Origin of the sequence: Streptomyces sp. NPDC023838, from assembly GCF_040639555.1 — a bacterium.
Classification (GTDB): domain Bacteria; phylum Actinomycetota; class Actinomycetes; order Streptomycetales; family Streptomycetaceae; genus Streptomyces.
The window spans coordinates 17433-31357 of sequence record NZ_JBFAAD010000004.1 but is presented as its reverse complement, the minus strand read 5'-3'; the positions used below and the strand labels follow the sequence as shown (position 1 = coordinate 31357).

General features: G+C 69.0%; 11 protein-coding genes and 1 pseudogene. 11 read left to right on the top strand and 1 reads right to left on the bottom strand.

Annotation, left to right across the window (positions count from 1 at the left end):
• Positions 1-11: 11 nt before the first annotated feature.
• The 8 genes and pseudogenes from AB0G17_RS06365 to AB0G17_RS06330 all read left to right on the top strand — a co-directional run.
• Positions 12-370: pseudogene (locus AB0G17_RS06365) on the top strand (hypothetical protein); the annotation flags it as partial.
• Complete coding sequence (locus tag AB0G17_RS06360) at positions 367-1605, top strand: DNA cytosine methyltransferase (protein ID WP_361376377.1); 1239 nt, start codon at positions 367-369, stop codon at positions 1603-1605. The pseudogene AB0G17_RS06365 and the gene AB0G17_RS06360, both read left to right, overlap by 4 nt.
• Positions 1605-2723 carry a DnaB-like helicase N-terminal domain-containing protein gene (locus AB0G17_RS06355; RefSeq protein ID WP_361376374.1) on the top strand — a complete coding sequence of 373 codons (1119 nt, stop codon included), beginning with the start codon at positions 1605-1607 and terminating at the stop codon, positions 2721-2723. Before AB0G17_RS06360 ends, AB0G17_RS06355 begins: the two co-directional genes overlap by 1 nt.
• A 54-nt stretch (positions 2724-2777) precedes the next feature.
• The gene (locus tag AB0G17_RS06350) at positions 2778-4163 is read left to right on the top strand and encodes a DUF317 domain-containing protein (RefSeq protein ID WP_361376371.1); all 1386 of its coding nucleotides are present in this window, start codon (positions 2778-2780) and stop codon (positions 4161-4163) included.
• Positions 4160-4381: a hypothetical protein gene (locus AB0G17_RS06345; RefSeq protein WP_361376368.1), complete on the top strand. Its 222-nt coding sequence runs from the start codon at positions 4160-4162 to the stop codon at positions 4379-4381. Before AB0G17_RS06350 ends, AB0G17_RS06345 begins: the two co-directional genes overlap by 4 nt.
• A gap of 220 nt (positions 4382-4601) precedes the next feature.
• Positions 4602-4775, top strand: coding sequence for a hypothetical protein (locus tag AB0G17_RS06340; RefSeq protein ID WP_361376365.1), 174 nt, complete (start codon positions 4602-4604; stop codon positions 4773-4775).
• 9 nt (positions 4776-4784) lie between these two features.
• A complete protein-coding gene (locus AB0G17_RS06335; RefSeq protein WP_361376362.1) occupies positions 4785-5996 on the top strand; it encodes a cupin domain-containing protein in 1212 nt (403 codons plus the stop codon).
• Complete coding sequence (locus AB0G17_RS06330) at positions 5906-6712, top strand: aldo/keto reductase (protein WP_361376359.1); 807 nt, start codon at positions 5906-5908, stop codon at positions 6710-6712. The genes AB0G17_RS06335 and AB0G17_RS06330 overlap by 91 nt, the downstream gene beginning before the upstream one ends.
• Here AB0G17_RS06330 and AB0G17_RS06325 read toward each other — a convergent pair.
• A complete protein-coding gene (locus tag AB0G17_RS06325; protein WP_361376356.1) occupies positions 6700-7539 on the bottom strand; it encodes a hypothetical protein in 840 nt (279 codons plus the stop codon). The genes AB0G17_RS06330 and AB0G17_RS06325 overlap by 13 nt on opposite strands.
• 694 nt (positions 7540-8233) lie before the next feature.
• On the opposite strand from AB0G17_RS06325, the gene cas7u reads away from it, so the two are divergent.
• Genes cas7u through cas3u form a run of 3 tightly spaced genes read left to right on the top strand, consistent with a single transcriptional unit; the run spans position 8234 to position 13921 of the window.
• Complete coding sequence (gene cas7u, locus AB0G17_RS06320; protein WP_361376353.1) at positions 8234-9424, top strand: type I-U CRISPR-associated RAMP protein Csb1/Cas7u; 1191 nt, start codon at positions 8234-8236, stop codon at positions 9422-9424.
• Between the two features lie 4 nt (positions 9425-9428).
• A complete protein-coding gene (gene csb2, locus AB0G17_RS06315; RefSeq protein ID WP_361376350.1) occupies positions 9429-10898 on the top strand; it encodes a type I-U CRISPR-associated protein Csb2 in 1470 nt (489 codons plus the stop codon).
• Positions 10895-13921: a type I-U CRISPR-associated helicase/endonuclease Cas3 gene (gene cas3u, locus AB0G17_RS06310; RefSeq protein WP_361376347.1), complete on the top strand. Its 3027-nt coding sequence runs from the start codon at positions 10895-10897 to the stop codon at positions 13919-13921. Before csb2 ends, cas3u begins: the two co-directional genes overlap by 4 nt.
• The last annotated feature ends 4 nt before the right edge of the window (positions 13922-13925 follow it).

Here is a 13925-nt window from a genome sequence, read left to right as displayed (position 1 = left end):
CTCAATTCTCAATAACTTGCCCTTTTCACGGAAATGCGCAGTGGCGAAATATCAGGGATTCCTCGCCGCAGGAGTGGGAAGATGTAGTGGCCTTCGACGCGGCCATCCGGAAGGGAAATGCGCGCGCCACCGCCACCGCCACCGGCAACCGGCTGCTCGGCGAGGCATTCCTGCTCCGCTCGCGCGTGCCACTCGACCAGGCGCCGATCGACCACGTGACCGCCGCCGAATGGGCCGCCCTTCAGCAGGAACTCGGCGACAGCAAGGCAGATGCCCAGGAGTTGGAAGACGGCGTTATCGACGCTGTTCCCCGTGGGCTTGCCGCGGTGAAGTCGAGCCGGTTCAGGACGATTTCGGGCTGGCTTCTTGATACTTGATTTGTTTGCTGGTCCGGGGGGATGGAGCCAGGCTCTTACCGTGCTCGGCGTACGGGACGTGGGCCTGGAATGGGACGAGTGGGCGTGCAAAACCCGCGCGGCAGCGGGGCAGTTGACGATCCGCACCGATGTCGCCGCCTATCCGGTGTGGCCGTTCCTCGGCAGGATCACCGGGCTGATCGCGTCACCCCCCTGTCAGGCATGGTCGATGGCCGGCAAGCGCCTCGGGCTCGTCGACCAGCCCCTGGTTCACCAGGCGGTCGCCGACCTCGCTCAGGGGCTGGATACCCGCGCCAAGTTGCTCGCCGCATGCCGTGACGAACGCTCCCTTCTCGCCGCCGAACCCATGCGCTACCTGCACGCCGTGCACCAGCACGGTCAGCCGGAGTGGGTCGCGATGGAAGAGGTACCCGACGTGCTGCCCCTGTGGCGCCAGTACGCCGCGATCCTGCGCACCTGGGGATACTCCGTGTGGACCGGCATCCTGAACGCGGCCGACTACGGGGTACCGCAGACCAGGCGACGGGCGATCCTGCTCGCCTCCCGCACCCGCGCCGCTGGGCCCCCGCCGCCCACGCACGCCAAACTCGCCGAGCCGGAGAGCCTGTTCGGGCCGGGCCGCGCCCGCTGGGTGTCCATGGCCGAGGCACTCGGCTGGGGCGCCACCGACCGCCCCGTACCCACCGTCTGCGCCGGAGGCGGACCCGGCGGCGGACCTGAACCCTTCCCCTCCGGCTCCCGCAAAGCCCTCAGCAATGCCCGCGACCGCGGCACCTGGAAACCGCACCCACCCGCCAACTCGACCGCCCCCGTGACGGATGGCCGGGCGGAGCGAACCGTCCCCACCGAACACCCTGCCACCCGAGCAACGCCCACGGTGTGGCGCTGGACCCTGCGCAACAACAACCAGGCCAACGCCACCGTCCGCACCATCGACGAGTCGGCCGGGACCTTGTTCTTTGGCCACCGTGCCAACGAGTGCGTGCGGCAGGCCGAACCAGTCGCCCCCACGCCGCCCGGCACCGTCCCGGCACCGGATCCGATCCGGATCACCGCCGCCGAGGCCGGGATCCTGCAGACCTTCCCCGCCGACTACCCCTGGCAAGGCAACAAGGGCCAGATCTTCAGCCAGGTCGGCAACGCGGTCCCACCCCGGCTCGCAGCCCACCTGCTCGCCCCGCACCTCGGCAAGACCCTCACCCCCGACGACTTCACCCTGGCCGCCTAATGCCCCCTTCCCCCGCCGACGAGAACGACGACCTGGACGGCCTTCCGCCGCCCCCACCCGTGCACTACGCCGAACAATCCCTGCTCGGCGCCCTCCTGCTGGACCCCCACCGCCTCGACAAGATCGGCACGCTGGATCAGGGCCACTTCTCCAACCACACGCACGGCGAGCTGTTCCGCGCCATGCACACGGCACCGGCCCCCACCCCCGAGCAGCACCGCACGAGCCCGGCCTGGCTGAACACCGTCCTGGACGCGGCCCACCCGCACGCCCCGGGGCTGACCGCCTCCTACCTGCATACCCTCATCCAGGTCTGCCCCTGGCCGAGCCACGCGGCCACGTACGCCCGGATGATCCGCGCCGACCACGCCCGCCGCAGCCTGCGCCTCCACGCCGAACGCCTGGCCCAGACCGCAGCAGACACCACCCTGCCCCACCGCGCGAAGGCCACCGTCCAGCAGGCCGACACCCTCGCCCGGTTCCTGGACGACCTCTCCGGCCGCTTCACCCCGCACCCCCGCTCCCTGCCCCGCACCCCACAACCACCCCCACCTGCCAGAGACACCAGCGAGGAAGCCCTCGACGAGGAACGCCTCCTGATCGCCACCGCGACCGCGCACCCCGCCCAGACCAGCCAGATGCGCTGGCTCGTCCCCGAAGACTTCGCGCTCCCCCTGCACGCGGCGCTATGGCAGTGCCTGGCCGCGCTCACCCATCGCGGCGACCCAGTCGACCCGATCACTGTGCTCTGGGAAGCCCAGCACCGCGGCCTCCTCGCACACGGCATCGCCCCCACCGACCTGCTGGCCCTGCTCTCCACGCCGGTCGGCTCCCCCGAGTACTGGGGCGAGAAGGTCCTTGAGCGTGCCCTGCTCAGCCGCGCGCAGAGCGTCGCCGTCAGCATCGCCGCCTTCACCGACGACCCCGCCAACAGCCCCCACCAGCTGATCACCGGCAGCCGACGGGCCCTGGCCGACCTGACCGCCGTGCGCGCCCGCTGGCACCAGGCCACCGGCCCGGCCACGCCACGTACCGCCCGCCCGGCCCGCACCCCGGCGGCCCCTCGGGCCGGCCCGCCACCGCGGACCGCCCCAACCCCCGTCCGAGCCACCCGCTGAAACCCCCGGTACGGGCCGACCCTTCGTCGGCCCGGACCGGCGAAACGAGCCCCTATGCCCGACACCGCACCCGATGTGCACGTTCGTCTCGCCCTGCACCCACAGCACCCCAGCGCCGTCGTCGCCACCCTCACCGGCCACACGCTGCACACCGCCCGCGCCACCCTCGCCTCGCAAGGCTTCCAGCCGGCCGACGACGGCACGATGCTCCTCGTCCGCATCGACCACGAGGAGCCCTACTACGCCAACATCACCGCCAACCTCCTGCGCGACGCCGGCATCCCCGTGGACGTTCATGTCCAGTTGCAGGAGGAGATCGACACCGAGTGGACCTGGGCCAACCACCCCATGACGTGGCTCAACCGCGACGAGATCCGGCTCGTGTCCGCCGACGCCCAGAAGATCCACGACGACATCGCCTCCGGCCGCCTCGTCATCCACCTGCACGCTCACGACGGCCACACCACCGTCGCCGTGGGCACCTACCGGCACGCCGACAGCGTCCACCTCCACGGCGAGGACCACCTGCGGGTCGTCAGCGGCACCTACGACACCCCCAAGGAAGCCATCGCCGACTTCGAGCGCCTGTACGGCGACGCCGTACGCCCCGGGCCGCCGCCACCCACCGACACAGAACAGCAGACCGCCCAAGCCATCGCCGCCCTATCGACATCAGCGTCGGCCAGCACCGCTGACGCGCCCGTGGAGCCGCAGGCGGCGAAGACGGAGTTGGTGCCGGTGTACGCCGCCGACCCCGGCGACCACGAAGCCCTCTTCAAGGACTTCCTCGACTCCCAACCCGCCTGGGAGAAGTACCGCCCGCACGACGAGACCACCATCGCCAACCACGAATCCCTCACCCTGCGCGTGGAGTTCGAGCACAAGACCGGGCCGCACGACATCAACTGGACCGTCGCCGCCTACGAAACGCCGGTGAGCGACCGCCTGTGGCACAGCACAGCCACCGCCTCCACACCGGCCGCGATCATCAGCGCACTGCTGAACACGGTCGCCGCCGAGAACGCACGGGGTCCGCTCCTGTCCCCCCGTGGCAACGAGGCCGCCATCGCCGAGGCGACCCGTCCGCTCGCCGATGCAAGCTGGAAGCACTCCATCGACGGGCGCTACATCGCATGGCAGGCCCCCGGCCCCGAGAAAGGCGGCGTACAGTTCGACGCCTTCGCCGCCCAGAAGACCAACGGCTCCCTTCCCACATGGACCATCTGGGGCGGCCACGCCGTCCACCAGCCCACCTGGGCACTCCACCTGTCCGCACACGCACCCACCGCTCTGGTGCAGGACATCGCCTTCGAGATGACCGAGGGCCAAGGAAGTCGCCTCGTACCTCCAGCAGCTGGCGCCCCGGAACTCCGCAACGCAGCCCCCGCTCGGGCGGCAGCAGCGCTGCCGGCCGCGCATCTTCCCGGGCGCAGGCGATGAGCCTCTGCCCGGCGCAGACGACGATGTTCTGGGTGGGCCTCGCCGTCCTGGCCACCTTCGAGACCTTCTGGTTCTTCCTGGCGCGACAGCTGATCGGCCGCCTGTGCTCGGTCACGAGCGGCATCGCCGTGGAAGGCCGCTGCATCCGCCGGTACGCGTCAGAAGGCAGCGAGGGCAACACCTACTGGCCTCACCATGGGGCCGATGCCCCCGGATAGGGCATCAGCGGTTCCACCATCATGCCCCGCTCCGGACATAGCCGCCTCGCTGAGCGCCTAGCGCGCTCAGCCACCAGCCTGTGGCGCCATTGGCAAGCGAGGCCCCGCGTGACACAGTCGCACACCTGTCCGAATCGGACCCTACTGCCGTGCGTGGGACACGGGTTTACTCAGACCCTTCGCCCGGTGGTGGCCGGGAGAATCCGAGAGGAGAGCGCGCATGGCAGACAGCACATCCGCACAAGCGGGGACCAGCCCCGCGCTTCTGATCGCCGTCGAGGAACTGGCGACCGCTCACGACCGCAGCGAGTCCGAGCGGTCCGACATCACCAGCTCGCAGAACAGCGCGGGCGATGACGGCGACAACCGCGGCCTGAACCTCCCGAAGGAGTAAGGGGAACCCATGGAGCACCGGCTCGTCACCCACATCGAGAAGGCTCTCGGCTGGGACGGGCCGGGTTCCGTGGGGACCGCGTTCGCACGCGGCCGTCTCACGGACCCGGAGCTACCCGAACGGCTGTTGACCCCACACAAGCTGCTGGACCTGATCAAGCGCCGCCACTTGGCCAATCCGCAGCTGCGCTGCTATGCCCAGGGCGACGAAATACACCCGTCGACGTTCCTGCCCACCACCGTCAACCGGCGCAGGCAGGCCGTGAGCCAGGCCGACATGGCGGCCCTCGGACGGATCCTCAACGACGGGGGCACCGTTGTCCTGGACCATGTGGACTTCTTCGACCCGACACTGGAAGTCTCCTGCCGGGCCCTGGGCTGGTGGTCGGGCGAACTGACCTCCGCGAACGCCTACCTCGCGGTCGGCGAAACCGACGGCTTCCATCTGCACTGGGACGATCACGAGGTCATCGCTGTACAGCTCTCGGGCGAGAAATCATGGGAGGTACGCGGCCCGTCCCGGCCGGCACCGATGTACCGCGGCGCGGAACGCAACCGTACGCCCTCGGAGGAGGTGCTGTGGAAGGGCACCATGCGTGCTGGAGACGTCATGCACATCCCCCGCGGCTATTGGCACACCGCCACCCGTCTCGGCTCTGGAAGCGGTGGTCACTCGCTGCATGTGACGTTCGGGTTCACCCGACGGACCGGTGTCACGTGGGCGAACTTCCTCTCCGACGCAGCCCGCGCCGACGAGGCATTCCGCCAGAATCTGGAGAGTGCGGAAGGAGCCTCGCATTCGGTGCTGGCGGACAAGCCCAGCGACCTGGCCGCCGGCTACAGTCCCGAGCGCTACCTGGACGAACTGAGGTCCAGTACCCCGCCCGCACGTCATCTGCCTCACGTGGCTGCCTTCGGCCTGCCGGACGGAGTCGCGGCTGTCACCGAGTTCACGCCCTCCATCGTCCGTTCCGGTGACACGGTCCAAGTGTGCGCCGGCGGCAAGCGGCTGACCTTCCACGAGCGCGCAGAACCGGGTCTCCGGATGCTCCTGTCGGGCCACCCGGTCTACCTCGACGGCGCATCCGTGGACATCACCACTCTGGCCGACCTGTTGATCACGGAGGGGCTGTGCGAACCGCTGACGGGCGAATCGTTCTCGGGCTACACCGGTCTGGTCACGCCCGTGACCTCCTCGAAGCAGCCGCCGACCTCGGCATAAAACGCATCGACACCGCGTCCAACTATCTTCGCCATCGCTCCCACGAGATCCTGAAGTCAACGGCTGGCGACCTGCTGCCGCACTTCTCACTCTCCACCAAGGTCGGGTTCTTCCCCGAGGGCCACAGTGTCGATCCCGCCCGACTGCGGACCGCTGTCGAGCAGGCGGTCAAGGACCTCGGGCGCGAGCCCGATGTGGTGTTCCTCCACAACCCAGAGCACTCGGCATCCGACACCGGGAGGCTGGGGCTGGCGTGCGCGGCCCTGGCCGACACCGCACGAGCGGGGCTCTGCCGTTCCTGGGGGGTCTCAACCTGGGACCCGCGCCCGCTCGTGGACTGCGACGTGCCGTGCCCTGACGTCCTCATGGTCCGCGCCGGGCTACTGGTCGGGGTCGATGTCCTCGAAGCAGCAGAGAGCCTGGCGACGCGGTGGCGTCCGTCGCTGCTTTGGGGGATGAGCCCCTTTGGCGGAAGTACAGCCCAACAGGTGTGGGAGCGGTTCGATCCAAGGGTCTTCCTGCGGGAATCCGCGCCGGCCACGAAGGCCCAGGCCGCGTTCCGCTCCGCCTACGGCCTGCCTCGGGTTGACGCGGTCGCGGTCGGCACGGACAACGTCGACCACCTGCGGGAGCTGACCGAAGCCCTGGCGTACGAGGTCGACGAGAACGTGGTCCAGGAGTACCGCCAGCTCCTCAAAGCCCGTCAGCTTGCCTGAAGTTCCTGCACCAGCTGCTCCGCCATCTTCCGCGCGGGCGCCAGGCGGGGGTCGTCGGGATCAGCGTAGGGACCAAGGATCTTCGCAGCGACGAACAGCGTCATCAGTTTGCCGTCCCGGCTCGCCAGATCGCTGCGCCGCTCGCTGCGGACGCGGTCGGCCAGAGCCGGGACGGCAAGGGAGGCCCCCCACAGATTTGCCGCATCCAGGCCGCGCGGAGCCATGCCCCAGTCCTCCCAGTCGAACACGCAGAACACCGGCGCCGTCACATTCGCCCAGTTGAGGTCCGCATGGGCCGGACGCCAATCGGTCACCGCCGTATCGACGCCGGGGAAGACACTGTGGGTCGTTCCCGTGACCAGTTCCTGCGTGAGGGTCTCGGTATCCGGTGTCGCGATCCGGTTCGTGTGCTGCGCGGCGAGGGCCTCCAGTGAAGCATTCAGCGAGACCCACCACTCCTCGGCCAGTCCCGGGTCCTTTGCCACCACGGCGCTGCCCACTGGGGCACCCGGCAGCAGTCCAGTCTCGTCCGCCCGCCACATCACCGGCTCCGCCTCGTCCCGCCACGCGACACCGGCGCGCCAGGCCGGCTTGGCGATCCCGCGCAGGGCCTCCGCGGACGCGGTGCCGTCCCCGCCCTGAACCCCGATCCGGTCGAGTCCACGCCGCTCGACGCGCACCCACGTCTCGCGGTCCGTACGCGCCCCCACAGACCGGCGCTTACGCACCACAGTCCCGGGATCAAGGCGCGCCCCCAGCATTCGCTCCACACGGTCCAGTACGGCTTCCACCGGCTCTTTACGCAGATCCACCGAACGCAGCGTCATACGCCAGAACGTACCAAGCCCCAGCCAGAGCCGAATTCAAAGATCTTCGTCACAGGCTGGGAAACGATGAGTGTTGTCCCCAACCTTGCTGCCGCCAACGCCGCGCTGCATCCTCGGCGAACCATTGAGCCACAGCAGCCAGACGCACAGCGTCCCGCCCCTCCGGCCCAGGTCGCGGACGTCACCGCAGACTCGACCCTCCGAACAGCGACAACCTTCTTTGTGATTCAGATCACATCAAAGTTGAGCCAAAAGCAGCCGCCTAGCTTGCCTCAAGACGAGTGACTCAGGGACGGCGTGCGTACCAACACCCCCGTTGCCCGGTTCATCGGCACCGATGACGTGCCGTGGCATCCAGCGCAACGACAACGCGTCAGAGAACGTTCCTTCGCCCGTTCTTGACGCTTGGTTAGGGGCTCTGTCACACATCGATACGCGAGCTCGACGGCCCGCAACAGACTGGTGCCACACGACGGCCTGGTGGCCTCAGCCCGACAGCACCCACGAACATTCGCGCTGAACGGCTGGGCACCTTACCTACCAGCACTGACAGCGTGTCATTTTCACCGCGATAGTGCTCGTTGTTGCGCGCCTTCGTCGCTGCTTGCATGACGTCTGCCTCGACCGGCTGGCCCCTGTTCTCGTCCGTCGCGCTGAGGCACGCACATTCCCCGGTGAAACGGAAGGTTCCGCCATGAAGGATGTCTACGAACGGTTGCTGGCCGCTGCGAGCCTTCGGTCTGCAGACGGTGCGATTCGCATCACCGCGCACTACGAACCGCTGGCCGGCGTCGGGACACCTGTGTCCCCTCCGACGGTGAAGGGAAAGGAGACGAACGCCGCCGCCCACCTTGTCGAGCCCCGGTACGTGGACGGTCTTGAGACCCAAGTCGTTCTTCTCGACCAGCCGCAGTCGCAAGCCAACCGGTGCGAAACCGCTCTGTTGGATGCGGTTCGGCGGCAGACCGCGTTCATTCCGCATCTGGAGATGGTGACCGAGTCTCTGGGGGTGCCGGTGCGGATGACGAGTCTGGAAGCCCCGCATCGCTCGCGTGATGCGTACTTCCGAGACTCTGTCGACGGTGCGGGTGTTGTCTTCGATGCGACGGAGCCGGGTATGGCGCTGCGCGACGCCTGCCCCGGCGACATGAGCGGGTATCTGCGTCTGGCCCCGAGCGATCTCGCTTACGGAGCGTGGGATTCGCACCGCAAGCGTCGTATCCAGGTGAAAATCCCTCGCGCCTATCGGTCCGAGATGATCGGCATCAAGCCGCTGGCCGGTGTCCGGGGAGCCGGGCGTTTCGACCGTCTCAACCTGGCTGGTGAGACGGTCCAGTTGACTGAGACCGGCTGGATTCCCTCGCCCGCCGAGAAGCCGAAGGCGGGCGTCAAGAGGGCGCGCATGTCGGAGCTCGGGCACGGCATGATTCCGCCTTCGGAGGGGCTGGGTGGCGTCTCGGTCACCTCCGTACAGCGCAGCGCCTCGCTGAGCCTGGCGAAATTGGCGATGCTGCGCTTCGGTCCCGTCAGCGACGAGCTAACGCAGGCTGCACGGGCCCTGGTGGCCGCTATTGCGCTCCTGGGCGACCGGCTCGCCTTTGCTGCCCCTGCCCTGCACCTGCGCTCCGGCTGCGAACTACTCATGGTGTCAGAGCGCATCGATTGGGTCCAGCGCGGCCGTGACGGGGAGCCGGTGCTCGATGCGCTGGAGCTGTCCACTCACGAGGAGGCGTTGGAGCTGTTCGAGATCGCACGCGATCGAGCCCATGATGCCGGCGTGCAGTGGGCGTCCGAACCGTTGATCTTGCACCCCAACCCGAGCCTTCAGCAGGCGATCGACAAGTCGTATGTAATCGCCGGGGTCGGCGAAGCCGAGAGCGAGTGACCCGATGCCCTTTCGCATCACCGTCGACCTACTAGACCCTTCCTACCAGGCGTCTACCCTCGATCGCAGCCACGCCGAGTGGCCCCCGCACCCCTCCCGCATCTTCTGTGCCCTGGTGTCTGTGGCTGATCCCACCGATCCGGTCCAGGACGCCGCCTTGTCCTGGCTGGAGCAGCAGCCGCTCCCTGCACTACGGGTGCCGTCCCGCACCACGGAGGCCGAGATCCCGAGGATGTCCTGGGTGCCGACGAACGCCTCGGCGGCCAAACCCGGTCATGCGGTGCTGCCCGGACGGACCAACGGGGGTAAACCGAAGGTGTGGCCGCAGCGCTCCTTGGCTCAGCCTCGGCTGGAGTTCGTATGGCCATCAGAACCACCAAGGGGAGTGTTCACTGTCCTGGCCGAGTTGGCCAGGACAGTGCCCTACATCGGCCGGGCCGGCGGCCACGCCCTCGTCACCGCCGACACAGCTGAGCACTCCGCGGCCGAGGACCACAGCACCGAGTGGGAGATGTGGCACCCCAGCGAGGGGCCTTGCACGACAGGCACGGTGCAGCCGCTTCGGGCCCCGTATCAGGGCTACTTGCAGCGGCTGCGGGTGGCGCATGAGCAGGGCGAGTCGGCCTGGCAGCAGGACCGGACGTTCCCCTACATCCGCCAGGGAGCCGTCGAGCCGGATTCCACCGAGGAGCCGCAGGCGGGACCGTTCGAGGACCTGATGACCTTCGCTTTCCCTTCCCGGTTCTCCCTGGACCCCGCGCTGACGGTTGAGGCGACCGGCGCTTTGCGGGAGAAGGTGATGGGCTTGCTGTCGGAGGCGGGACACGACGTCGAGGCCATGGTCGCCGTCCACGGCCACAAGACAAAGGGAGACGAGCGCCGCCTCTGCGCCTACCTGGGGCTGCCGTTCGTCGGCCACCCGCACGCCGACGGCCGGCTGCGGGGTATCGCGGTCGCACTGCCCAGTGACCTGGATCCCGCGCACCGCAGAGCGCTCCTGGCCGTGCTCCTACGCATGGGCGGCGGACTGCGCAAGCTCAAACTACCCAGCCTGAAGCGACCCGTATCACTGACCTATGTCCGCGCCAGCGTCACAGCGATGAACTCCCTCAAGTCGGTGATGCCGGAGCAGTGGACACGGGCCTCGCACCGATGGACGACGGCACTGCCCATGGTCCTCGATCACTTCCCCCGGGGTGGCAACATCGAGGACTCGGTGGCCACCAGCTGCCGCCTGGCCGGCCTGCCCGTGCCCGATGCAGTGGAGGTCCTGCGCACCGGTGCGTTCGTGCCCGGCGCTCCGACACTTCGTCCTGTTGCGGTACGTCGTAGGGACGGAGACCGGCCGCTACCCGTCCGCCATGTCCAGCTGACCTTCTCCCAGCCCGTCACCGGGCCCGTGCTGCTGGGCAGCAAAAAGAACTTCGGCCTGGGCCTGTGCGTGCCCACGGACCCAAGGAAGGCCAACGCATGAGCCTCGTCCTTGGAGACTTCCCCGGCTTCGTCGAAGCCGTACATGGCCACCGCCCCTTCCCCTGGCAGAGCGACTACCTCAACAAGGTTGAGGAGACGGGGAATTGGCTGGACCTGGATGTGCCGACCGGGCTGGGCAAAACCAGCCTGATCGACATCTGGATGTTCCTGCTCGCCTGGCAGTGCGCCACTGGGCAGGAGCGGAGTGTGCCGCTGCGGCTGTTCTTCGTCGTCGACCGCCGTCTGGTCGTCGACCAAGCACACGAGCACGCCCGCACCATCCAGCACGCCCTGGAGAGCGCCCCACACGAGTCCCTGACGGGCCGCGTCGCCCAGGCGCTGCGCACCCTGAGCGGTGAGAGCACCGCTTTGGAAGCCGTGCGGATGCGGGGCGGCGTGGACTGGGCCTCGCGCTGGCTGCGCTCCCCCGTCCAGCCCGCCGTGATCACCTCGACCGTGGACCAGTACGGCAGCCGCCTGCTCTTTCGCGGCTACCACACCAGCCCCAGGATGCGGCCCATCGATGCGGCTCTGTGCGGCACCGATGCGCTGCTGGCGGTGGACGAGGCGCACATCGCTCTGCCGTTACTCACGACGGCCGTCGACTGCGCCGCCTACCAGCGGACCGCCTTCCACCCGGAGCTTGCCCACCGTGGCGTTCAGGTCGTCAGCCTCTCCGCCACTGCCGCTGCTGATCCCGCGCGCCCGCGCCACCACATCACCGAGAGGGACCGCGAACACCCTGTCGCGGGGGACCGCCTCAATGCCCAGCGTTGCCTGACCCTGTGGGACGCGAGCACGCTCGCCAAGCATCCCTCGCTCGCCTTCGCGCAGGCCGCCGAGCAGGCCGTGGACGTCATGCTGCCGCTCGTGGCCCGCCCCGTGCTCGGCGTCGTCGCCAATACCATCCATACCGCCCGCGCGGCCTTCCAATGTCTGGTTGCCCGCGACGACATCGACGTGGTCCTGCTGACCGGCCGCTGCCGCGGCGAGGATCGCGAGCGCCTGTTGAACAGCGGCCAGGTGCGCGAGTTGTTCGAGGGCATCAGCGCCGATCGTGACCGGCCGCTAGTGGTCGTCGCGACCCAGACCGTCGAGGTCGGTGTTGATGTGTCCTTCGCGGGACTCATCAGCGAGAACGCGGCGGCGGCTCCGCTGATCCAGCGCCTGGGCCGGCTGGACCGCACCGGTGCTTTCCCCTGGGCGCCAGCGATCGTGATCCGCGCCGCGGTACCGGATCCGCAGGACATCCCCGTCTACGGTCCGGCCGCCCACGCGACCTGGGAATGGCTCGCCTCCCACGCCCCCCTCACCAACCCCGTCGGCCAGAGCACCGATGCCCTCCGGGACAGCCTGCGCCACGGGCTGGTCATCAACCCGACCACACTGCCCGCCCTGCTGGCCGGCATCAAGACCGAGTCGTTGAATGTGCCCGCACCGCGCATCCCCGTCCTGCACCGCACCCTGCTGGACTCCTGGGCCCGCACCAGCCCCACCCCGGTGCCCGACCAGCCGACCGCACCCTTCCTCCACGGCCTGAGCACCACGCCCGAAGACGTCCAGGTCCTGTGGCGCAGCGACCTCCCCATCTTGGACAGGCAGCCGGACTGGGACCAGTGGGCGGCTCGCATGGCCCAAGTCCCACCCCATCCCGGCGAAACCGTCGCCATCCCCGCCCGGCAGCTGCGCCGCTTCCTGACCCAGCCGACCGCCGACGACACCACCAGCGACCTGGAAGGTATGCCGGACGACGCGATGCCTGCTGCGGACAAACAACAGCGGTCGATGGCACCGGCACTGCGCTACGACGACCGTGACAACCAGTGGGTCCCCGCGATCAGCCCTCGCGACATCCGCCCCGGCAGCACCATCGTCCTGCCCTCGCACTACAGCGGCCACGACGCGTACGGGTGGACGGGAACCCCCGGCGCTCCCGTCGTCGACCTCGCAGACTTCCCGCCCCGCACCGACAGCCCAGCGACCCGCCTGGACGCCGAGCCCCTGGCGCTGCTCGGCGGATTCGACGAGGCCACCGCCCACGCGGCCACGACGGCCATCACACAGGCATCCAAGAAGCTGTTGGCCAGCGAGGACGACGATAGCGTCACCGACATCGTCCACCACCTCCTCGACCGACTCCTGGGCCTGCTGCCGGCCGCAGACTCCGCGCAGCCGACGCTCGGCTCCTACTCCTACGATCTGCACCAGCGCCTCAGCCAGCTCCGGACCATCACCACCTGGGACATCACCGCCGACGGCCGTTCGGCCCAGACCGGCCACGCCATCCTCGACGCAACCAACCCCACACGCCTGCTCCTGGTCCCCGCCCGCCCGCAGGCCGACCGCATCGAGCGCACAGCCGGCGTCAACGACGAGGACGCTGACGGAAGTTCCCTCACCCGCCCCGTCAGCCTGACCCAGCACAGCAAAGCCGTCGCAGCACGCGCCGCCGACTTCGCCGTACGACTGGAACTGGCCGACACCCTGGTGGCGGCCGTGGAGACCGGCGCGCACGCCCACGACTGCGGCAAACACCATCCCCGCTTCCAGTGCATGCTGTGCGCCGGCGACCGCCTCCTCGCCGAATCCCTCGATGAGCCCCTGGCCAAATCCGGCATGGACCCGGCCGACCGCACCGGCCGCCGCCGCGCCGCCCGCCAGGCCAACTGGCACCCCGAACTGCGCCACGAAGCACTCAGCGCCCTGGCCGTACACAAATGGCTCGCCACCAGCCCCGCCCACACCCAGGGCCTCGACGAGGACCTCATCGTGCACCTGGTGGCCTCGCACCACGGACACGCCCGACCGCTCCTGCCACCGGTCACCGACCCCGAGCCCGTCGACGTCACCTGCCTCATGCCCAACCAGCAGCACGTAACCGTGAACAGCGCCGCCATGGGCACCGACTGGACCGGCCCTGACCGCTTCGACGCCCTCAACCGCCACTACGGCCCCTGGGGCCTGGCCCTGCTCGAAGCCGTCGTCCGCCTGGCCGACATGGCCTGCTCCGAGGAAGGCAGCTAACCCC

Bases quoted from the DNA above. Each gene is read 5' to 3' on its own strand.
- AB0G17_RS06355 (WP_361376374.1), top strand. From the start codon at position 1,605: ATGCCCCCTTCCCCCGCCGACGAGAACGACGACCTGGACGGCCTTCCG.
- csb2 (WP_361376350.1), top strand. From the start codon at position 9,429: ATGCCCTTTCGCATCACCGTCGACCTACTAGACCCTTCCTACCAGGCG.
- AB0G17_RS06335 (WP_361376362.1), top strand. From the start codon at position 4,785: ATGGAGCACCGGCTCGTCACCCACATCGAGAAGGCTCTCGGCTGGGAC.
- AB0G17_RS06340 (WP_361376365.1), top strand. From the start codon at position 4,602: ATGGCAGACAGCACATCCGCACAAGCGGGGACCAGCCCCGCGCTTCTG.
- AB0G17_RS06350 (WP_361376371.1), top strand. From the start codon at position 2,778: ATGCCCGACACCGCACCCGATGTGCACGTTCGTCTCGCCCTGCACCCA.
- AB0G17_RS06325 (WP_361376356.1), bottom strand. From the start codon at position 7,539: ATGACGCTGCGTTCGGTGGATCTGCGTAAAGAGCCGGTGGAAGCCGTA.
- AB0G17_RS06345 (WP_361376368.1), top strand. From the start codon at position 4,160: ATGAGCCTCTGCCCGGCGCAGACGACGATGTTCTGGGTGGGCCTCGCC.
- cas3u (WP_361376347.1), top strand. From the start codon at position 10,895: ATGAGCCTCGTCCTTGGAGACTTCCCCGGCTTCGTCGAAGCCGTACAT.
- cas7u (WP_361376353.1), top strand. From the start codon at position 8,234: ATGAAGGATGTCTACGAACGGTTGCTGGCCGCTGCGAGCCTTCGGTCT.